Origin of the sequence: Citrobacter koseri ATCC BAA-895 (assembly GCF_000018045.1) — a bacterium.
Taxonomy (GTDB): domain Bacteria; phylum Pseudomonadota; class Gammaproteobacteria; order Enterobacterales; family Enterobacteriaceae; genus Citrobacter_B; species Citrobacter_B koseri.
In genome coordinates this window covers 368,317-387,719 of sequence record NC_009792.1, presented here as the reverse complement: position 1 = coordinate 387,719, position 19,403 = coordinate 368,317, and the positions used below count along the sequence as shown (strand labels likewise).

The window sequence follows — 19,403 nt, the reverse complement described above, 5'->3', positions numbered from 1 at the left end:
GCTCCGCTAAAGTCAGAATAAATCTTTGCCACACTGTAAATTCATGGGGGCATAACAACAACGGTCGAAAGGCGAGCTCCCCAAAAATATCGATCTGCATCACATAATTACTTTATCGTTTCAGCACCATTTGCAGCGATGCCGTCGGGCAGGCTGTGCAAACTAAGCATATGACTCAGTATTAAGGAATAGATCATGCTCCATCCGCGAGCCAGAACGATGCTGTTATTATCGCTTCCCGCACTCATTATTGGCATTGCCTCCAGTCTGGTATTGATCGCCGTGATGAAAGTCGCCTCCGTTTTACAGCGCCTGCTGTGGGAGCAAATCCCCGTCGGCCTGGGCATTGCTCATGATTCCCCCGTCTGGATTATCGGCATGCTCACGTTTACCGGGATCATGGTCGGGCTTGTCATCCGCTACAGCCCTGGGCATGCAGGCCCGGACCCGGCGACCGAACCGCTGATCGGCGCGCCGATGAACCCTGTCGCGCTTCCGGGCCTGCTGATCGCGCTCATTCTCGGCCTGGCAGGTGGAGTAAGCCTGGGGCCGGAGCATCCCATTATGGCGGTGAATATCGCGCTGGCCGTCGCTATCGGCGCGCGCCTTTTCCCACGCATAGGGGCGCTGGACTGGACGATCCTAGCTTCCGCAGGCACTATCGGCGCGCTGTTCGGCACCCCTGTCGCCGCCGCGCTGATTTTCTCGCAAACCCTGAACAGCTCTGACGATACGCCCTTGTGGGATCGTCTGTTCGCTCCGCTGATGGCGGCAGCCGCGGGATCGTTAACCACTAGCCTGTTCTTCCATCCGCACTTCTCCTTGCCGATTGCGCACTACACGCAAATGCGGCTGAGCGATATTTTCAGCGGCGCAGTGGTGGCGGCCATTGCGATTGCGGCGGGTATGGTGGCGGTATGGTGTTTACCACGTCTGCATTCGTTGGTGCATCGTCTGAAAAATCCGGTACTTATTCTCGGTATCGGTGGTTTTATGCTGGGGATTCTGGGCGTATTGGGCGGGCCGCTGACTCTCTTTAAAGGACTGGACGAGATGCAGCAGCTGGCGTTCAGCCAAACGCTGGGCGCCACGGACTACTTTATGCTGGCGATCGTTAAGCTGGGCGCGCTGGTTATCGCCGCCGCCTGCGGTTTCCGGGGCGGGCGTATCTTCCCGGCGGTCTTTGTGGGCGTGGCGCTGGGTCTGATGCTGCACGCGCATGTTGAAGCGGTTCCGGCGGCAATTACCGTCTCATGCGCGATTCTGGGGCTGATGCTGGTCGTAACCCGTGACGGCTGGCTGAGTCTGTTTATGGCCGCAGTCGTCGTACCGGACACCACCCTGCTTCCGCTGTTGTGCATCGTTATGCTTCCCGCCTGGCTCCTGCTGGCAGGCAAGCCAATGATGGCCGTCAACCGCCACGACAGATAACCGGCCACCGCGTTTACTCCCCGTTGCGCGATTCCAGCGCGCGGGTGACGGTACGCAGCAATTCCGGCAAATCGGCTTTCGGCAGCACGACCTCAATCAGCGAAAGCCGCTGCGGGGATTTCAGGCGCGCCAGCACTTCCTCCAGCTGGATAGCCTGCGTTACCCGCCAGCACTCCGCCTGACAGTTCGCACTGAGCGCCTGCGGAACCTGCGTCCAGTTCCATCCGGCGATATCGTTATAACGCTGGTTCGCCCCATGAATGGCGCGCTCCACGGTATAGCCATCGTTATTGAGCAGCAGAATGACCGGCGACTGTCCATCCCGCATCATCGACCCCAGTTCCTGAATCGTCAGCTGCGCCGCGCCGTCTCCGGTAATCAGAATCACTCGCCGTTCCGGGCAGGCGGTTTGCGCGCCAAAGGCGGCGGGCAAAGCATAGCCGATTGATCCCCAAAGCGGTTGCACCAGCACGTCCGCGCCAGCAGGCAGTGAAAGATCCGCCGCGCCAAACGCGGCGGTTCCCTGATCGGCAAGGATAATATCGCCCGGCAGCAGGTACGCCTGTACCGTATGCCAGAAGTTTTCTTGCGTCAGCGTCCCCTTCTCAATATGGCCGCCGGGCGCATGCGCCGGGGTCGGAGGAGGCGAAAATGAAAGTTCCAGACATAACTCGCGCAACGTAGTGACCGCCTGCTCCATCGACAGACCGCTGAACCAGCTATTCCCGACGCGCGAAGCATGCGGCTGGATTTCAATCGTGCGTTCCTGCGGCAGTTGCTGTGTGAAGCCCGCCGTCAGCGTATCGACAAACCGGGTGCCAACGCAGATAACGGTATCAGCCTCTTCAATCGCCTGACGCACCGATTCACTGCTGGCTCCGGCGCTGTATGTACCGACAAAATTCGGGTGCTGCTCATCAAACAGCCCTTTGCCCATGAGCAGCGTCGCGTGCGCTATTGGCGTTTCCGCCATCCAGCGTTGTAAAACTGGCTGCAAGCCAAAACGCAAGGCGAGAAAGTCTGCCAGCAGCGCCACGCGCGGGCTGTTCATCAGCCGCTGGCGCGCGCGATAGCGAAACGCCGCCACCGTGTCATTTTCCCCTTCAGCACGGTCAGGTGTGAGAACGTTTACAGGAGGGACAGCAGGTCGTTTTGCCACATCCGCCGGTAACATCAGATAGCCGGGTCTGCGCATCGTCAGCATTCCGCGTAATACGCGGTCGATTTCATAACAGGCGTTCTGTTCATTCAACACGGCGCTGGCGGCCGTTACAGCCTGGCTTATACGGTAAAAATGCTGAAAGTCGCCATCGCCGAGAGTGTGATGCATCAGTTCGCCCCGCCGCTGTGCGCCGCTGCATGGCGCGCCGACAATATGCAGCACGGGAACGTACTCTGCGTAGCTTCCCGCCAGGCCATTAAGCGCGCTTAACTCCCCTACGCCGAAAGTGGTCAACAACGCCCCTGCCCCGGCTAACCGGGCGTAGCCATCAGCCGCATAGGCGGCATTCAGCTCATTCGCGCACCCTACCCAGCATACGTCACGATGCGCAATCACATGGTCAAGAAACTGCAAATTATAATCGCCCGGCACACCAAAAAGATGCCCGATACCGCAGCCTGCCAGTCTGTCCAGCAGGTAATCCGCAACGGAGTATGGGGTTTGCATGACAGCTATCCTTCTGACGGTAACCTCATGTTGAGTATTAAAGAACTGTGATAGCTGTCCAGAAAAGCTGCTGCAAAAGGGGTGGAAAGCAGGATTTACAGTTTTTCACGGTGTAATCTCATTGAATAACAATCCGTGTAAACGTATACACTGAAAACTCACGTCATTCAGAGGGCAACAACATGGTTTATCGGGCCGATAAAAATCGCTACCAGACAATGGAGTATCGCCGCTGCGGTCAGAGCGGTTTAAAGCTCCCCGCCATTTCACTTGGGCTATGGCACAATTTCGGTGATACCACTCAGGTAGAGAACAGCCGGGCGCTGCTACAGCGTGCTTTTGATCTGGGAATTACCCATTTTGATCTCGCAAATAATTACGGCCCGCCGCCAGGCTCAGCAGAGCGCCATTTTGGCCGTATCCTACAGGAAGATTTTTTACCGTGGCGCGATGAACTGATCATTTCCACTAAAGCGGGTTATACCATGTGGGATGGCCCTTACGGTGACTGGGGTTCGCGCAAGTATTTGATAGCCAGCCTCGATCAAAGCCTGAAACGTCTGGGGCTGGAGTATGTCGATATCTTCTATCACCACCGCCCTGACCCGGAAACGCCGCTCAAAGAGACGATGAAAGCGCTGGATCATATTGTTCGTCAGGGAAAAGCGCTGTACGTCGGGATTTCCAACTATCCGGCGGATCTGGCCAGACAGGCCATTGAGATCCTGGACGACCTGGGCACGCCGTGCCTGATTCACCAGCCCAAATACTCGATGTTTGAGCGCTGGGTCGAAGACGGCTTGCTGGCATTATTGCAGGAGAAAGGCGTTGGCAGTATCGCCTTTTCACCGCTGGCGGGCGGGCAATTAACCGATCGTTATCTCAACGGCATTCCGGCTGATTCCCGGGCCGCCAGCGGAAGCCGCTTCCTTAACCCGGATCAGATTACCCCGGAGAAACTGGAAAAAGTGCGCCAGTTAAATGCGCTGGCCGGACGTCGGGGGCAAAAACTGTCCCAGATGGCGCTGGCCTGGGTGCTGCGCGACGACAAGGTAACGTCAGTGCTGATTGGCGCCAGCAAGACCGCGCAAATTGAAGATGCCGTGGGGATGCTGGCGAATCGTCATTTTTCTCCCGCCGAATGCGCAGAAATCAACGCAATCCTGAACGGCAGCCAATAATCACTTTTTAGCAAAAAGTGCTCTCACTCATGATTTAAGAGTTAAGGCGATGAAACGGGGCTTTACCGCCCCGTAATATTGCGTTAACAGGCCGATTACGGCTCGATCGTGAAGGAGAAAAAGAATGTTCAGGTCACTGATTCTGGCGGCAGCCTTATTGGCTTTTACACCGCTTGCCGCGAACGCTGGCGAAATCACCCTGTTGCCATCGATAAAATTACAAATTGGCGATCGCGATAATTACGGTAACTACTGGGACGGCAGATACTGGCGCGACCGGGATTACTGGCACCACCATTATGAATGGCGTAAAAATCGCTGGTGGCGACACGATAATGGCTATCATCGCGGCTGGGATAAGCGCAAAGCCTATGAACGCGGCTACCGCGAAGGCTGGCGCGATCGCGACCACCACCCTGGCCGGGGTCACGGACACCGTCATTAAAAATAGCCCCGTTCAAACGGGGCTATTTTCGAATTGTGTTTTTATCAGCAATACCGATTCAACCGTTTCTCTTAAATTCCCTGGCTATACGGTCTTCAAATCACAACCCCAGCGCGGTTCCTACCAGCAACCAGATATTCAGCGCCACCACCAGCACCACAATCATCCAGCCGATGTACTTGACCCATTGGGTATTCACCAGATCGCCCATCAATGTGCGATCGCTGGTAAAAATCAATAACGGCACCAGCGCCAGCGCAATGCCGAAACTCAGCAGGACCTGGCTCATCACCAGGATTCGGGTTGGATCGAGCCCCATAAGAATAACGATAAACGACGGCATCATCGTGATGGTGCGGCGTACCCACAGCGGAATGTGGAAGCGAACAAATCCCTGCATCACAACCTGCCCCGCCAGCGTACCGACCACGGTGGAAGAGAGCCCCGCCGCAACCAGGCTCAGGCCGAACACCGTCGCCGCAGCATGGCTAAGCAGCGGTTCCAGCGTCAGATACGCCTGATCAAGATCGGCAATACCGGTATGCCCGCTAAAATGGAACGCGGCGGCAGCGGTCGCCATCATCGCCAGGTTCACGAACCCTGCAATCGTCATCGCTATCGCCACATCCCATTTAGTGGCAGCATAGCGCTGCTGCCGGGAGCCGCCGTGCAGATGCTGCGTTAAAGAAGAGTGCAGATAGATAACGTGGGGCATGATGGTCGCGCCCAGCACCCCGGCGGCCAGAAATACCGCCTCAGAGTTCGGCAGGCTGGGGATGATCATCCCTTTGCTCAGCTGCGCCAGGCTTGGCTGCGAAAAAATCAGTTCCACAATATAGGCTGCGGCCACAAACAGCAGTAATCCGCCAATCACTTTTTCCAGCGGTTTTTGCCCACGACGCTGCAACATCAGAATCAGGAATGTGGCGATACCCGTCAGCACCGCCCCCTGCAACAGGGAGATACCGAGAATGAGCTTAAAGCCGATCGCTGCCCCGATAAATTCCGCTAAGTCGGTGGCCATCGCGATGATTTCCGCCTGAACCCAATAGAACCAGACGACAGGGCGCGGGTAATGATCGCGAATTTGCTCCGCCAGGTTTTTGCTTGTCGCAATCCCCAGTTTGGCCGACAGAACCTGGATGAGCATCGCCATCAGGTTCGCCCAGACAACCACCCACAGCAATTTATAGCCAAAGCTGGCTCCGGCCTGAATATTGGTCGCAAAGTTACCGGGATCGATGTATCCGATCGCGGCGATGAACGCCGGGCCCATCAATGCGAGCCTTAACTTGCGCGCCGCTCGTCCACTACTGCTTTCAACGCGATCGTTTGTCATCTTTTGCCTCAGAAACATAGCCTTTGCTATGTTTTATGCTATGTTTATTGAGAATGATTATCAAGTGCATTTTAATGGGTAACGTTGATATCTCTGATAGCGCCAGGCTATGGGCCAGCAAGGGAGGGTCGAAAAACAAAACCAGGTTGTTTGTTAATTGTATGAGATTAGCACAATGACATAACTTTTCACTTCCATACTAAACATAACAGAAACGTATTCCAGATCACTAATTTTGAATCTCATCACAGCTCCTTATTATAGTGTGTGTTTGATCTCGTTTTCTTTATTGTTGTTGCATAGAATGTGCACGGAAATTAAACCTGCCTCATATTTGGAGCAAATATGGACCGCGTCCTTCATTTTGTCCTGGCCCTCGCTGTTGTTGCGGTACTCGCACTGCTGGTAAGCCATGACCGTAAAAAAATTCGCATTCGTTACGTCATTCAGCTGCTTGTTATCGAAGTTTTACTGGCCTGGTTCTTCCTGAACTCAAACGTTGGCCTGGGCTTCGTGAAAGGTTTCTCCGAGATGTTTGAAAAACTGCTCGGTTTTGCCAACGAAGGAACCAACTTCGTTTTCGGCAGCATGAACGATCAGGGCCTGGCCTTCTTCTTCCTGAAAGTCCTTTGCCCCATCGTCTTTATTTCCGCGCTGATCGGTATTCTTCAGCACATCCGCGTTCTGCCGGTTGTGATTCGCGCGATTGGTTTCCTCTTATCCAAAGTCAACGGGATGGGTAAGCTGGAATCATTTAACGCCGTCAGCTCCCTGATTCTGGGCCAGTCTGAGAACTTTATCGCGTATAAAGACATCCTCGGCAAAATGTCCCGCAATCGTATGTACACGATGGCGGCAACGGCGATGTCTACCGTATCCATGTCTATCGTGGGCGCGTACATGACCATGCTGGAGCCGAAATATGTCGTTGCGGCGCTGGTTCTGAACATGTTCAGCACCTTTATCGTTCTGTCAGTGATCAACCCCTATCGCGTCGAAGCCAGCGAAGAAAATATTCAGATGTCTAACCTGCACGAAGGTCAGAGCTTCTTCGAAATGCTGGGCGAATACATTCTGGCGGGCTTTAAGGTCGCGATTATCGTTGCGGCGATGCTGATTGGCTTTATCGCCCTGATCGCGGCGCTGAACGCCCTGTTCGCGGCCGTTCTGGGCATCTCCTTCCAGGGCATTCTGGGTTACATCTTCTACCCGGTGGCCTGGGTCATGGGGGTTCCGGCGAATGAAGCGCTTCAGGTAGGCAGTATCATGGCGACCAAACTGGTATCTAACGAATTCGTCGCCATGATGGATCTACAGAAAATCGCCTCTACGCTCTCTCCGCGCGCGGAAGGCATCATCTCTGTATTCCTGGTCTCCTTCGCTAACTTCTCTTCCATCGGGATTATCGCAGGCGCGATTAAAGGTCTGAACGAAGAGCAAGGCAACGTGGTTTCACGTTTTGGTCTGAAACTGGTGTACGGCTCAACGCTGGTGAGCGTACTGTCTGCGTCTATCGCAGCGCTGGTGCTGTAATTACGGTATCGCCAGGCGGCGGCGCAAACGCCTTCATCTGGCCTTACGACGCGCAACCGGGGACATGTTCCCCGGTTTTTTTATAGCTGTAGCGCTTCCAGCGGGCGCGGTCGCCCAATCAGATAACCTTGCAGATAGTTCACGCCCAGGCTTAAGAGTAATTCCCGCTGCTCCGGCGTCTCGACAAATTCGGCAACCACGCATAAGGATTTCGCTTTCGCGAGATCGGTAATTGATTTCACAATCATCGCATCCAGAGAGTCCGTCATAATGTCTTTTATGAAGCAACCATCAATCTTGATGATGTCTGCCCGCAGGCGTTTAAGACGTTCATAGTTCGCGTATCCCGTACCAAAATCATCAATGGCTATCCTGAAACCGAAATTCCGCAGTTGCGCAATATTCTGCGTGCTGATTTCAGAATTGGAAAACGCCTGCTCTTCGGTGATTTCGATGATCACGCTTTCTGGCGTAATACCATAACGCCTGAACAGGCAGATAATGCGTGATGCGCTCTCTTTATTCAGTAACGTCAACGGCATTAAATTGACCGAGAAACGGGCGCCCGGCTCTGTCGTCGGGTGGGTAGCTATCCATCGCAGCAGGGCTTCCACAACCTGTAAATCAAAGCGGGCGCTGAGGTTAAATTGGGCAATCAGTGGAATAAACTGGTCCGGCGTCATGATGCCGTCATCACTTTTCAGTCGCGCCAGAACCTCCGCATACCCTTTCCCCTGCGCGTTGAGAATCGGTTGCGCGTACAAAACCAGATCGCCGTTCTCCAGCGCTTTGCGAACCTTTTGCAGCAGTAATACCCGTTCCGTCGTCTGATCGGAGACCGCCTCAAGACTTTGGGTCAGCGCCATAACCCGGTGGTTCGCGCAGGATTGCTCCGACAGCCAGCTAAGTTGCCCCAGCAGGGGTTGCAGCGTCTCCTGCCTGCCGTCGTAAGCGCCCCACGCGGCGCCGTATTCCATGTCCAGCCCGGTATTGTTCCAGTAAATTTTGCGGCTATTGAGGAGATTAACCATATGTTGCAGGCGGGCTTCCGTCTCAGGGCCGCGAAGCACTAACAACAATTCGCTGCCTGGCACCTGAAATACGCTCTCGTTTTCTTGCAGGAACGGTTGCAGCATTCGACACACCGAGCGTTTGCAATGAACGCGCATCAGCATGCCGTAATGTCGACTCAAAAATTCCAGGTTTTCCATCCGCAGGCAGCAAACCGTTTGTCCTGTTCCCTGCAACAAAAATTGCTCCAGCGCGCGAATGTTAGGAAGGCGCGTCAACGGGTCGGTTAACGCCTGACCATGCCACTGTCGGTTCAACCATTCGCTGCGTTGATAAATACACACCATATACAGCAAGCAAATACTAAAGGAGATGAGAACAGAGAGGATAAAGGCCAGTGAATATTCGGAGCCGACGCCCTGCAAGAAATTCCGGTTATACACCAGCAGGCACAGCGCAGAGATGGCCCAGCTGAGGTTCAGCAGCGGATAACTCAGCTTGCCCACGCCGAGCGTAAAAACAATAAAAAAGACGGGCACCAGATAACCGGCAATATAGTCGGCATCAAAAGGCGCGCACATCAGAACGATCAGCGCCACGACGACGGAGATCCAGGTCAGGGTAAACAGACGCTTCTCTTTGACCAGATACGGCGCAATGTCCCTGCGCCAGAAAATGCGGCAATAGCGCGGGTTGATTATCATCCGCAGAGGATAATAAAAGAGCATCGTGAAAATCAGGACCGCTGAAATCAGGCTCAGAATATCCACGATGGTATAAATAATGGTTGCCGTACCAAAGAATGTTGATATCGCAACAGGGTAGTCCAGACAATGCCCCGCGAGATACATGCTGGCTTTGATGCCCGCCGGCGCGACAAACCCGATCCAGAAGATACGCAACCAGATATTCCTGTCAGGCAATCCATGACGCCAGCGCGACCCCACTTGCCAGCGGACAATCCCGCAAATGCCCAATACGGAAAAGGTCTGACAAAATAACAGCACCGCTGCCTGCATTAACGGGAGATGAAGGTTCCAGTGATTGGTCGCCATCATCGCTAAAATGATGGGGACAATACCGCGTCGGCCAAATAAGAACAGCACGGAAAACATGACGCATAGCGGCAGCCAGGCCAGGAAAATAGAGCTGTCATCGACAACGGCGAGCGGAGAAATAGAGCGGGAGAACTGTATGCCGACAATGGATAGCGTCAAAGAAATGATAAATATTCTTATATTTTTTAGTAAGTTATGCTTACCCTGCATAGATTCCCTGTTCTCATCAGTCACGCTATAAGGCACACAAATAATAAGTTTATTCGTGACGCGAAGCAAACCTGCACAGGCCTGATATCAGGCGCTCTTACACGTTCTTTCATTTGATACAAAGGTATTGACGCTTACTGAAACTGTATTACAAAAATGGCGGGAATGCAGATACAAAAAACCCCCGCTTTTCAGCGAGGGTTCAAATTTTGGTGGAGCTAAGCGGGATCGAACCGCTGACCTCTTGCATGCCATGCAAGCGCTCTCCCAGCTGAGCTATAGCCCCACGATGCTTTTACGTACCAGATTTGTTGGGATTCAAATTTGGTGGAGCTAAGCGGGATCGAACCGCTGACCTCTTGCATGCCATGCAAGCGCTCTCCCAGCTGAGCTATAGCCCCGTCACGTAAAGCTTGTCGAGTTGACGGGCGGCATCATATGAATTCCCTTCGCATGTGTCAACGGCAAAATGTCACCGGCAAATTCAATCGCTGAAAAAGCAGGCAAATGAAGAACATTGCGTAACAACTCGCATTTAGTAGTTAAACGCGTCACGGTTTCAACTAAAATGATGCTATAAAGTGAACCGCTAATTAACCATACGACTATTCAGGGAATCGTTATGTTCAAGGAACGGATGACGCCAGAAGAACTCGCTAATCTGACCGGTTACAGCCGACAAACCATCAATAAATGGGTGCGCAAGGAAGGCTGGACGACGTCGCCCAAACCAGGCGTACAGGGAGGAAAAGCCCGGCTGGTACACGTTAATGAGCAGGTTCGCGAATATATCCGCAGCGCCGAACGTTCTGCGGAGGGAGCATCGGAATCCTTTTCGTTAACCAGCGATACCTCTCTTGAATCGCTGCTGGTCACGCTGGCCAAAGAGATGACGCCATCTGAACAGAAGCACTTTACGTCTTTGCTTTTGCGTGAAGGGATTACCGGTTTGTTACAACGCTTAGGGATTCGCGATAGCAAATAATATGAAAAAATTACGCAGCAAAATGACGACCGAAGAGCTGGCGGAGTGCCTTGGCGTCGCCAGACAAACCGTTAATCGGTGGATCAGAGAACAAGGATGGGAAACTGAAAAGTTTCCGGGCGTAAAAGGCGGTCGGGCAAGGCTCATTCACATTGATGCTCGCGTACAGGAATTTATTCTTAACATCCCTGCCTTCCGCAACCATTCTGCGTTTTATCAGGCGGAGGAGCCGCTTGCCGAATACAGCCACGTTGTGCGCAGCCACGCCTATCGCCAGATTATTGATGCCGTGGAAAACATGTCGTCCAAAGAGCAGGAAAAGCTGGCGCAGTTTCTGTCGCGAGAAGGCATACGCGGTTTTCTCGCCCGTTTGGGCCTTGATGAATCGTAGACCCAATAAGCGCAGCGCCATCGGGCAACAGGCCGGATGGCGGCGCAACCCCCATCCGGCCTACGGTTAATACACCTTACTGCTGATTTTCACGTTCCGCGATAAAAGCCAGCGCTTTATTGATGCGCTCGATGCTGCGGGATTTACCAATCGCATGCACCGTGACGTCCAGCGCCGGAGACTGGCCAGCGCCGGTGACGGCAACGCGCAGCGGCATACCGACTTTACCCATCCCCACTTCCAGCTCATCGGCTGTCGCCTGAATTGCATGGTGTACGTTTTCTGCGCTCCACTCTGTGATGGCCGCCAGCTTATCACGCACCACTTCCAGCGGCTGACGCGCGACCGGGCGCAGGTGTTTTTTCGCCGCATCCGCGTCGAACTCAGCAAAGTCCTCATAGAAATAGCGGCAGCTTTGCGCCATCTCTTTCAGTGTTTTGCAGCGTTCGCCCAGCAGTTTCACCAGTTCAGCCAGCTGCGGGCCGTTACGGGTATCGATATTCTCCTGCTCAATGTGCCATTGCAGGTGCGTTGCCACATATTCCGGCGCCAGAGAATTGATGTAGTGATGGTTCAGCCACAGCAGTTTGTCAGTGTTGAACGCACTGGCGGATTTGCTCACGGCATTCAACGAGAACAGCTTGATCATCTCTTCACGGGTGAAGATCTCCTGATCGCCGCTGGACCAGCCCAGACGCACCAGGTAGTTCAGCAGCGCTTCCGGCAGGTAGCCGTCGTCACGATACTGCATCACGCTGACCGCGCCATGACGCTTGGACAGTTTTTTACCGTCGTCGCCGTTGATCATGGAAACGTGCGCGTACACCGGAACCGGCGCGTTCAGCGCTTTCAGGATGTTAATCTGGCGCGGCGTGTTGTTGATATGGTCTTCGCCACGAATCACATGGGTGATTTCCATATCCCAGTCATCCACAACCACGCAGAAGTTATAGGTCGGGGAACCGTCGGTACGACGAATGATCAGATCGTCCAGCTCCTGGTTGCTGAATTCGATCGACCCACGGATCTGGTCGTCAAAAATAACGGAGCCGTCCTGCGGGTTGGCAAAACGCACAACGCAAGGCTCATCGTCAGAATGATGTTCGTGACCATGACGGCAGCGGCCGTCGTAACGCGGCTTCTCGCCTTTCGCCATTTGTTCTTCGCGCAGTGCTTCCAGACGCTCTTTGGAGCAGTAGCATTTATATGCCGTACCCGCTTCCAGCATCTCATCAATCACCGCGTTGTAACGATCAAAACGTTTGGTCTGGAAATACGGGCCTTCATCCCATTCCAGGCTCAGCCAGTTCATACCATCCATAATGGCTTCAATAGCTTCCGGCGTGGAGCGTTCGAGATCGGTGTCTTCAATACGCAGCACAAACTCACCGCCGTGGTTACGTGCAAAAAGCCAGGAGTAAAGAGCAGTACGCGCGCCGCCGACGTGCAGATAGCCTGTCGGGCTTGGCGCGAAGCGAGTTTTGATTTTCATGAAATGGCCTTACGTTTATTAAAGATGCCGACAACCGGCAAATCCGGGAAAGATTATCAGGCTGGTATTCTATCACTGTGGTCTGATTCCTCAATGTTGTTCGGGTTGGAACATCACGCTTTGCGATTTTCGTATACAAATCATGCTGAACGGAGTAATTCGCGATCGTTTTGTTTAAATTTACGACGAACGGACAATTTCTTTAGAAAATGCGTTGACTCATTTTCAACTCTCCCTATAATGCGACTCCACACAGCGGGGGTGATTAGCTCAGCTGGGAGAGCACCTCCCTTACAAGGAGGGGGTCGGCGGTTCGATCCCGTCATCACCCACCAACTACTTTATGTAGTCTCCGCCGTGTAGCAAGAAATTGAGAAGTGGGTGATTAGCTCAGCTGGGAGAGCACCTCCCTTACAAGGAGGGGGTCGGCGGTTCGATCCCGTCATCACCCACCACTTTCTCGCCAGCTGGATTTCTTGCAATAAAATGAAGTACCGAAGTGGGTGATTAGCTCAGCTGGGAGAGCACCTCCCTTACAAGGAGGGGGTCGGCGGTTCGATCCCGTCATCACCCACCACTTCGGGTCGTTAGCTCAGTTGGTAGAGCAGTTGACTTTTAATCAATTGGTCGCAGGTTCGAATCCTGCACGACCCACCAATGTAAAAAGGCGCCCTAAAGGCGCCTTTTTGCTATGCGCGATATTTATCGCTTCGCTTATCAGGCAATGCTCAACGAATCAGCGCATCAATCAACTTCGTTAATGCCGGTGTTGCCTGCTGCGGCTCGTAAACAATATACAAATCTGCCGGAATACGTTCTTCCAGAGGGCGGAACACCACGCCCGGCCAGTTCATCTGCGCATAACTGTCCGCGATTAACGTAATGCCAATCCCCATGCTGATCATCGCCAGCACCGTTTGCGGCTCCATAACTTCACGCACTATCATCGGCGTAAATCCGGCCTTCTGACAAACACGTTGCAAAAATGCCCAGTCGGTATGAATCGAAGGCATGGTAACGAAATATTCGTTGCGTAACGCATCAAGAGGGATCGCCGGGCAGCAAGCCAGAGGGTGATCTTCCGGCATCGCCACCAAAAATGCGGATTCATGTAAGCGCAGGCTGGTAAATCCCTCCGTCGGTTCGATCGCCATTCGCCAGATGCCAGCATCCAGCTCGCGTCGCTCCAGTAACGCCATCTGCATCGCAGGCATTTTTTCGCGAAATAACACCTCGACATTGGGGTTCTCTTTCAAAAAACGGCGCATCACAGGACGCATTTTCCCCCACATCGCCGTGCCCACAACGCCCAGTTCAATGCGCCCTGCCTCACCGCGTCCGATCTGTTCCACGCGCGCAAATGCCTGATTCGCGCTGAACAACAAACGCCGCGACTCTTCCATGAGAATTTTCCCCGCATGCGTTAACGCCACGCTGCGAGAATGGCGAACAAACAACGGCGTGCCAAGCTGATTTTCCAGCTCTTTGACATGAATACTCAGAGGAGGCTGAGACATATTCAGACGCGCCGCCGCCCGGCCAAAATGCAGCTCCTCAGCAACAGCGAGAAAATAGCGCAATAATTTAAGATCGATACGATGTACGCGTTCCATGATTATTGCGCTCCACAGATAAGGAATAATGCGCAACGTTAGCACATTTGTCTCAGGGACGTTGAAACGGCGGGCAGTCGCCCCGCCGTTTCAGCCGTTAGTGCGCCAGTGGTTTCGCCAGCCATTTTTCTGGCTCATGTTTATATTTGAAATAACAGCGCAAAAATCACTGCCAGCGCCAGCGCATAAGCGGCGAATACCAGCCAGATAGTCTGCCAGTCTTTCACGCTGCCCACCGAGAAGTAGTCCACGGCGATACCGCTCAAAATTGACCCGACCCAGGCGCCTACGCCATTGACCATAGTCATAAACAGCCCCTGCGCACTGGCGCGGATCGTCGAACTGACTTCCTGCTCAACAAATACCGATCCTGAAATATTGAAAAAGTCGAAAGCGCAACCGTAAACAATCATCGACATCAGCAGCAGCACAACGCCAAACGGGGATGGATCGCCAAACGCAAAAAAGCCAAAGCGCAGCGTCCATGCCAGCATACTCATCAGCATCACGGTTTTAATGCCAAAGCGTTTCAGAAAGAACGGGATAGTCAGAATGAAACCCACTTCAGCCATTTGGGAAACAGACAGCAGGATGGAGGGATATTTCACCACAACGCTGTCGGCAAACGCCGGATTGCGGGCAAAATCGTGCAGGAAGGGATTACCGAAAACATTCGTAATTTGCAGCACAGCCCCTAACATCATCGCAAACAAAAAGAAAATCGCCATTCGCGGATTTTTGAATAAGACAAACGCATCCAGCCCCAGTTTGCTGGCAAGCGTGGCGGACGTATTCTTCTTCGCCACCGGAATTTTCGGTAGCGTAAAGGCATACAGCGCCAGTAACAGCGAAGCGCCAGCGGCAATGTACAGCTGCGCGCTGCTTAGCTCCAGCCCCATCAGGCTGACCGTCCACATAGCGATAATAAAGCCCACGGTGCCAAAGACGCGAACGGGCGGGAATGCAGTAACCGGGTCCTGGCCGGACTGCGCCAGACAGGCGTAAGAAACGCTGTTGGATAAGGCAATAGTCGGCATATAGGCCATTGCATTAATTAACATTATCCAGAACATCGCATCCGGGTCGGTCACGGTCGTGGCATACAACAACGCGCCGGCGCACACCAGATGGCAGAGCATATATGCACGCTCGGCACGCAGCCATTTATCGGCGACGATCCCCATAATGCCCGGCATAATAATCGCCGCCAGCCCTTTTGAGCTGTAAATCATTCCAACGTTAGCGCCAGTAAAATGTAAGGTGTTAATCATGTAAGAACCCAGGGTCACCAGCCAGCTTCCCCAGATAAAATATTGTAAAAACGACATGACTTTTAAGCGGGACGTAATACCCATTTTTTCGTTCCTTGCCGTAAAGTACGGCCCTGCAAGCAGGGCCATTATTATTTTGTGTTTTAAGCCAGTTGGCGTAAGAAGCCGCAAATCAGATTGATGAAGTTCTGCCGGGAAAGCTCAGCCGCCGCCAGCGTTTGCGCATGGGACAGTTTCACATCACCCAGCCCTTCCGCCAGATTGGTGATAGCGGATACGGCCACCACCTTTAGTCCGCAATGGCGCGCGCTAATCACCTCCGGGACGACCGACATTCCCACCACGTCGCCACCGATGATCTGCATCATGCGAATTTCCGCTGCCGTCTCAAAGTTCGGCCCCGGATAAGAGACAAACACCCCTTCGTGAAGCGTGAAGCCCTCTTCCCCTGCAACGCGCTGGAGAATGGCGCGGTAATCCGCATCGTAGGCATTGGCCAGCGAGAAGAAGCGATCGCCAAAGCGTTCGTCGTTCATCCCCACCATCGGCGTGCCCGGCATCGTATTAATATGATCGCTCAACGCGACCAGGCTGCCTGGCCCGACTTCCGGGCGTAGGGAGCCGGCGGCGTTAGTGCAAAACAGCAGTTCACAGTCCAGCAGTTTCAGGGTACGGATCGCGTCAGTCATGATCGTCATGCCGCGACCTTCGTAAAAGTGCCCACGGCCTTTCATACATGCCACCGGGACTCCAGCCAGATTCCCCAGCACCAGTTCCCCCGCATGCCCGTGAACGGTACTGACCGGAAAACCAGGCAAACGCGCATAAGAAATTGCCACCGCGTCTTCAATTTGCTCCGCCAGCGCCCCCAGACCGGAGCCAAGAATGAAAGCAACACGCGGGGTAAAATCAGGCTTGTGCGCGCGAATGATGTCAGCGCTGTACCAGGGATTTTGCGAAAAAAGGGTGTGGGTCATAAGAGGTCCTTAAAAACGGAATAATCGATAAATACGTTGGGTACGTCGTTGTTATAACGAGAGTAACCAACCGATTACCAATACCGTTTTCCCGGACGATCGATATAAAATGTATATTGATACGTAAAATAAAATGGTCAGACTTTGCCTGATTTGCCCACCAGAAATGGCAGGGACTGCTGAAGGTCTGTTCACCTCTGCCGATATTAACGTTTTAAGGCAAGAGGAAATGGTAATGACGACGATCAACACTTCAGTCTCCGCCGTTCAGAGCGGCAGCACGGGCAGCAAAGCCGCTACCGGTAACGATCTGTCTGCGCAAATCTCACGCATCACGCAGCAAATTACAAAGCTCACACAACAGCTCAAAGAGGTTGCTGACGGCAGTGGCAGCACAGAAGAGAAACAAAAGCAGCAGGAACTGATACAGACGCAAATTAAAATGTTGCAGGCGCAGCTGGCGCAATTACAGCGCCAGCAGGCAGAAGAAACGCAGCAGAAGCAGGAGCAGAAACAACTCAGGGCCGAAGGTGTCAACGCGCCTTCCGACGATCACCAAATTGATGTTTATATCTGATACAACGGATCGCGTGCACGGCCAGCGGTAAGTTCACTGGCCTGCATGCGCACGACGTCCCACAGCGCCTGAGCCGCCGTAGAGAGCGACCGGTTCTTGCGTCTCGCCAGCATCAACTGCCTTTCGACGACGGGCGTCAGCCGTTTCACCTGCAAATGACTTCCCTGAGGCAGCGGCAACGCCAGCGCGGGCAACACGCTGATGCCAATCCCCGCCTCCACCATCGGAAACAGCGTTGCGGGATGCCCAATCTCCTGCACGATCGTGGCATCAATGGCAAAATGCGCGAAAGCCGCGTCAATCAACGGGCGGCTGCCGGAGGCGTAATCCTGCAATACCAGCCGCTCATGTTTAAGATCCTGCCAGTTAACCCACTCCCGCTGCGCTAACGGGCTATCCTGGCGACACAACAGCAAAAAGGGTTCCGACAGCACAGCTTCACATTGCAAATCCGAAACAGCCCCGGGATCGATAACAATGCCAAAATCCACATCCCCCTGACGAATGCTCTCCAGCACCCACTGCTGGGGACGATCGTGCAGTACAAAATCAATTTCCGGGTACAGCTGGTTACTCTGCGCGATGCACTGCGGGATAAGATGCGCGGAAATCGTCTGGCTGGCCGCCACGCGCACGGTGCCGGTTAACTGCGTCCCCACTCTTCCGGCTTCCCGCAGAGTACTGTGCAGTTCATCGAGAACACGCTCCAGACGCCCCGCCAGCTGCTGACCCGCTTCCGTCAGCGTCACTTCTCGCGTGGTGCGATCCAACAGCTTAACTCCCGTCTGCCGTTCCAGCTCTTTTACGCTGTGGCTCACCGCAGACTGACTCAGACCAATGACGTCCCCTGCCCGACTAAAGCTTTTAGCCTGAGCAACGGTGACGAAGATACGAAGTTGACGCAGAGAATAATTCATCTGTTAAATTCATATATAGATGCAATAAATCAATTTTATTTCTCAAACGGAAAAAAGCAAAATACCTGCATCGACTTTCAGGAGTTTTTATGAAACTTTTTCGTATTCTTGATCCGTTCACGCTGACGCTTATCACCGTCGTTTTGCTGGCCTCCTTTTTTCCGGCCAAAGGGGATTTCGTTCCGTTTTTTGAAGGCTTAACCACCGCCGCGATTGCGCTGCTGTTTTTTATGCATGGCGCAAAACTCTCACGCGAAGCCATTATCGCGGGCGGCAGCCACTGGCGGCTGCACCTGTGGGTAATGTGCAGCACCTTCATCCTGTTTCCGGTTCTCGGGGTGTTATTTGCCTGGTGGGCGCCCGTCAATGTCGATCCCATGCTGTATACCGGTTTCCTGTACCTGTGTATTTTGCCCGCGACCGTACAGTCTGCCATCGCCTTTACCTCTCTGGCGGGAGGAAACGTCGCGGCGGCCGTCTGTTCGGCATCGGCCTCCAGCCTGCTGGGGATTTTTCTTTCGCCGCTGCTCGTCGGCCTGGTGATGAATATCCACGGAGCGGAAGGCAGCCTGGAACAGGTCGGCAAGATCATGCTGCAACTGCTGCTGCCGTTTGTGCTGGGGCACCTGTCGCGTCCGTGGATTGGCAACTGGGTCGCGCGTCATAAAAAGTGGATTGCGAAAACGGACCAGACCTCCATTCTGCTGGTCGTCTATTCCGCATTCAGCGAAGCCGTCGTTAACGGTATCTGGCACAAAGTGGGATGGGGCTCGTTGTTGTTTATTGTCGTCGTCAGCCTTGTGCTGCTGGCGATTGTCATTGGCGTTAACGTGTTTGCCGCCCGCAGGTTCGGATTCAACAAAGCAGATGAGATAACCATTGTCTTCTGCGGGTCGAAAAAGAGTCTGGCGAACGGCATCCCGATGGCCAATATCCTGTTTCCCACCTCAGTGATTGGGATGATGGTGCTGCCGTTGATGATCTTCCATCAGATCCAGTTGATGGTCTGCGCGATGCTGGCGCGTCGCTACAAACGCCAGACCGATAAGTTGCAGGCGCAGCAAGAAGGCCGCGCCGCGAAGGCTTAAAGAGGCCGTTTCAGGGGCTGCACCAGCTGCGTCAGCCCCTCGGTTTTAATCAGCAGCGTGATTTGCATCAGCTCGCCCAGTCTTCCCGCCGGAAATTCATCCTTACGGGCAAACCACAGCAAATACTCCTCCGGCACATCAATGAGCCGACGCCCTTTGTACTTGCCGAACGGCATCACCGTGTTGGCTATCTCAATCAGCTGCTCTTTTTCCAT

17 protein-coding genes, 6 tRNA genes and 1 pseudogene are annotated in these 19,403 nt (G+C 53.7%); 12 read left to right on the top strand and 12 right to left on the bottom strand.

All coding sequences use genetic code 11. The features are described from left to right. Positions 1–195 precede the first annotated feature (195 nt). Positions 196–1,431 carry an ion channel protein gene (locus CKO_RS01820; protein ID WP_024130139.1) on the top strand — a complete coding sequence of 412 codons (1,236 nt, stop codon included), beginning with the start codon at positions 196–198 and terminating at the stop codon, positions 1,429–1,431. A gap of 13 nt (positions 1,432–1,444) precedes the next feature. On the opposite strand, the gene CKO_RS01815 is transcribed toward CKO_RS01820, so the two are convergent. Next, a complete protein-coding gene (locus CKO_RS01815; protein WP_012131393.1) occupies positions 1,445–3,100 on the bottom strand; it encodes an alpha-keto acid decarboxylase family protein in 1,656 nt (551 codons plus the stop codon). 182 nt (positions 3,101–3,282) lie between these two features. Here CKO_RS01815 and mgrA point away from each other — a divergent pair, with 182 nt between their 5' ends. After that, positions 3,283–4,281, top strand: coding sequence for an L-glyceraldehyde 3-phosphate reductase (gene mgrA, locus CKO_RS01810; RefSeq protein WP_012131391.1), 999 nt, complete (start codon positions 3,283–3,285; stop codon positions 4,279–4,281). A 124-nt stretch (positions 4,282–4,405) separates the two neighbouring features. Continuing rightward, positions 4,406–4,726 carry a DUF2502 domain-containing protein YpeC gene (ypeC, locus tag CKO_RS01805; RefSeq protein ID WP_024130138.1) on the top strand — a complete coding sequence of 107 codons (321 nt, stop codon included), beginning with the start codon at positions 4,406–4,408 and terminating at the stop codon, positions 4,724–4,726. A gap of 100 nt (positions 4,727–4,826) precedes the next feature. Here ypeC and CKO_RS01800 read toward each other — a convergent pair whose 3' ends face one another. Together CKO_RS01800 and CKO_RS23760 are read right to left on the bottom strand one after the other, a co-directional pair. Further along, positions 4,827–6,065 carry an Nramp family divalent metal transporter gene (locus tag CKO_RS01800; protein WP_024130137.1) on the bottom strand — a complete coding sequence of 413 codons (1,239 nt, stop codon included), beginning with the start codon at positions 6,063–6,065 and terminating at the stop codon, positions 4,827–4,829. After that, positions 6,046–6,135, bottom strand: coding sequence for a hypothetical protein (locus CKO_RS23760; RefSeq protein WP_418222348.1), 90 nt, complete (start codon positions 6,133–6,135; stop codon positions 6,046–6,048). Before CKO_RS23760 ends, CKO_RS01800 begins: the two co-directional genes overlap by 20 nt. A gap of 275 nt (positions 6,136–6,410) precedes the next feature. Between CKO_RS23760 and nupC the strand changes: the two genes are divergently transcribed. Then, entirely contained in the window at positions 6,411–7,598 is a 1,188-nt protein-coding gene (nupC, locus tag CKO_RS01795; RefSeq protein WP_012131386.1) for a nucleoside permease NupC, read from the top strand. An 80-nt stretch (positions 7,599–7,678) separates the two neighbouring features. Here the strand turns inward: nupC and CKO_RS01790 are convergent, their stop codons facing one another. The 3 genes from CKO_RS01790 to CKO_RS01780 all read right to left on the bottom strand — a co-directional run bounded on the left by CKO_RS01790 (position 7,679) and on the right by CKO_RS01780 (position 10,278). Beyond that, positions 7,679–9,877, bottom strand: coding sequence for a bifunctional diguanylate cyclase/phosphodiesterase (locus tag CKO_RS01790; RefSeq protein WP_012131385.1), 2,199 nt, complete (start codon positions 9,875–9,877; stop codon positions 7,679–7,681). Between the two features lie 210 nt (positions 9,878–10,087). Next, a tRNA-Ala gene (locus CKO_RS01785) sits at positions 10,088–10,163 on the bottom strand. A 39-nt stretch (positions 10,164–10,202) separates the two neighbouring features. Continuing rightward, positions 10,203–10,278: transfer RNA gene (locus CKO_RS01780), tRNA-Ala, on the bottom strand. Positions 10,279–10,499: 221 nt separating this feature from the next. On the opposite strand from CKO_RS01780, the gene CKO_RS01775 reads away from it, so the two are divergent. Then, a complete protein-coding gene (locus CKO_RS01775; protein WP_012131384.1) occupies positions 10,500–10,862 on the top strand; it encodes a YfeC-like transcriptional regulator in 363 nt (120 codons plus the stop codon). 1 nt (position 10,863) lies between these two features. Then, the gene (locus CKO_RS01770; protein WP_012131383.1) at positions 10,864–11,253 is read left to right on the top strand and encodes a MerR family transcriptional regulator; all 390 of its coding nucleotides are present in this window, start codon (positions 10,864–10,866) and stop codon (positions 11,251–11,253) included. Positions 11,254–11,329: 76 nt separating this feature from the next. Here CKO_RS01770 and gltX read toward each other — a convergent pair whose 3' ends face one another. Next, positions 11,330–12,745, bottom strand: coding sequence for a glutamate--tRNA ligase (gene gltX, locus CKO_RS01765; protein ID WP_012131382.1), 1,416 nt, complete (start codon positions 12,743–12,745; stop codon positions 11,330–11,332). 259 nt (positions 12,746–13,004) lie between these two features. Between gltX and CKO_RS01760 the strand changes: the two genes are divergently transcribed. From CKO_RS01760 to CKO_RS01745, 4 genes are all read left to right on the top strand, one after another. Further along, positions 13,005–13,080, top strand: a tRNA-Val gene (locus CKO_RS01760). Between the two features lie 44 nt (positions 13,081–13,124). Continuing rightward, positions 13,125–13,200 (top strand) — tRNA-Val (locus CKO_RS01755). Positions 13,201–13,246: 46 nt separating this feature from the next. Further along, positions 13,247–13,322 (top strand) — tRNA-Val (locus CKO_RS01750). A gap of 4 nt (positions 13,323–13,326) precedes the next feature. Further along, positions 13,327–13,402 (top strand) — tRNA-Lys (locus CKO_RS01745). 71 nt (positions 13,403–13,473) lie between these two features. Here the strand turns inward: CKO_RS01745 and CKO_RS01740 are convergent. From CKO_RS01740 to xapA, 3 genes and pseudogenes are all read right to left on the bottom strand, one after another. Beyond that, entirely contained in the window at positions 13,474–14,358 is an 885-nt protein-coding gene (locus CKO_RS01740) for a LysR family transcriptional regulator (protein ID WP_012131381.1), read from the bottom strand. 97 nt (positions 14,359–14,455) lie between these two features. Further along, positions 14,456–15,713, bottom strand: a pseudogene (locus CKO_RS01735) (nucleoside permease). 59 nt (positions 15,714–15,772) lie between these two features. After that, positions 15,773–16,606, bottom strand: coding sequence for a xanthosine phosphorylase (gene xapA, locus CKO_RS01730; protein WP_012131379.1), 834 nt, complete (start codon positions 16,604–16,606; stop codon positions 15,773–15,775). A 235-nt stretch (positions 16,607–16,841) separates the two neighbouring features. Here xapA and CKO_RS01725 point away from each other — a divergent pair, with 235 nt between their 5' ends. Beyond that, complete coding sequence (locus CKO_RS01725) at positions 16,842–17,183, top strand: FlxA-like family protein (protein ID WP_024130136.1); 342 nt, start codon at positions 16,842–16,844, stop codon at positions 17,181–17,183. Here the strand turns inward: CKO_RS01725 and CKO_RS01720 are convergent. Next, positions 17,174–18,100: a LysR family transcriptional regulator gene (locus tag CKO_RS01720; protein WP_012131376.1), complete on the bottom strand. Its 927-nt coding sequence runs from the start codon at positions 18,098–18,100 to the stop codon at positions 17,174–17,176. The two genes, CKO_RS01725 and CKO_RS01720, sit on opposite strands and share 10 nt — an antisense overlap. An 89-nt stretch (positions 18,101–18,189) precedes the next feature. Here CKO_RS01720 and CKO_RS01715 point away from each other — a divergent pair, with 89 nt between their 5' ends. Next, entirely contained in the window at positions 18,190–19,188 is a 999-nt protein-coding gene (locus CKO_RS01715) for a bile acid:sodium symporter family protein (protein ID WP_012131374.1), read from the top strand. Here CKO_RS01715 and CKO_RS01710 read toward each other — a convergent pair. Continuing rightward, entirely contained in the window at positions 19,185–19,403 is a 219-nt protein-coding gene (locus CKO_RS01710; protein ID WP_012131373.1) for a DUF3820 family protein, read from the bottom strand. The genes CKO_RS01715 and CKO_RS01710 overlap by 4 nt on opposite strands.

Coding starts and splice junctions, on each gene's coding strand:
- CKO_RS01790 (WP_012131385.1), bottom strand. CDS start 9,877: ATGCAGGGTAAGCATAACTTACTAAAAAATATAAGAATATTTATCATT.
- CKO_RS01820 (WP_024130139.1), top strand. CDS start 196: ATGCTCCATCCGCGAGCCAGAACGATGCTGTTATTATCGCTTCCCGCA.
- CKO_RS01815 (WP_012131393.1), bottom strand. CDS start 3,100: ATGCAAACCCCATACTCCGTTGCGGATTACCTGCTGGACAGACTGGCA.
- CKO_RS23760 (WP_418222348.1), bottom strand. CDS start 6,135: ATGCACTTGATAATCATTCTCAATAAACATAGCATAAAACATAGCAAA.
- CKO_RS01725 (WP_024130136.1), top strand. CDS start 16,842: ATGACGACGATCAACACTTCAGTCTCCGCCGTTCAGAGCGGCAGCACG.
- CKO_RS01710 (WP_012131373.1), bottom strand. CDS start 19,403: ATGGAAAAAGAGCAGCTGATTGAGATAGCCAACACGGTGATGCCGTTC.
- mgrA (WP_012131391.1), top strand. CDS start 3,283: ATGGTTTATCGGGCCGATAAAAATCGCTACCAGACAATGGAGTATCGC.
- CKO_RS01740 (WP_012131381.1), bottom strand. CDS start 14,358: ATGGAACGCGTACATCGTATCGATCTTAAATTATTGCGCTATTTTCTC.
- CKO_RS01800 (WP_024130137.1), bottom strand. CDS start 6,065: ATGACAAACGATCGCGTTGAAAGCAGTAGTGGACGAGCGGCGCGCAAG.
- ypeC (WP_024130138.1), top strand. CDS start 4,406: ATGTTCAGGTCACTGATTCTGGCGGCAGCCTTATTGGCTTTTACACCG.
- xapA (WP_012131379.1), bottom strand. CDS start 16,606: ATGACCCACACCCTTTTTTCGCAAAATCCCTGGTACAGCGCTGACATC.
- gltX (WP_012131382.1), bottom strand. CDS start 12,745: ATGAAAATCAAAACTCGCTTCGCGCCAAGCCCGACAGGCTATCTGCAC.
- nupC (WP_012131386.1), top strand. CDS start 6,411: ATGGACCGCGTCCTTCATTTTGTCCTGGCCCTCGCTGTTGTTGCGGTA.
- CKO_RS01715 (WP_012131374.1), top strand. CDS start 18,190: ATGAAACTTTTTCGTATTCTTGATCCGTTCACGCTGACGCTTATCACC.
- CKO_RS01770 (WP_012131383.1), top strand. CDS start 10,864: ATGAAAAAATTACGCAGCAAAATGACGACCGAAGAGCTGGCGGAGTGC.
- CKO_RS01775 (WP_012131384.1), top strand. CDS start 10,500: ATGTTCAAGGAACGGATGACGCCAGAAGAACTCGCTAATCTGACCGGT.
- CKO_RS01720 (WP_012131376.1), bottom strand. CDS start 18,100: ATGAATTATTCTCTGCGTCAACTTCGTATCTTCGTCACCGTTGCTCAG.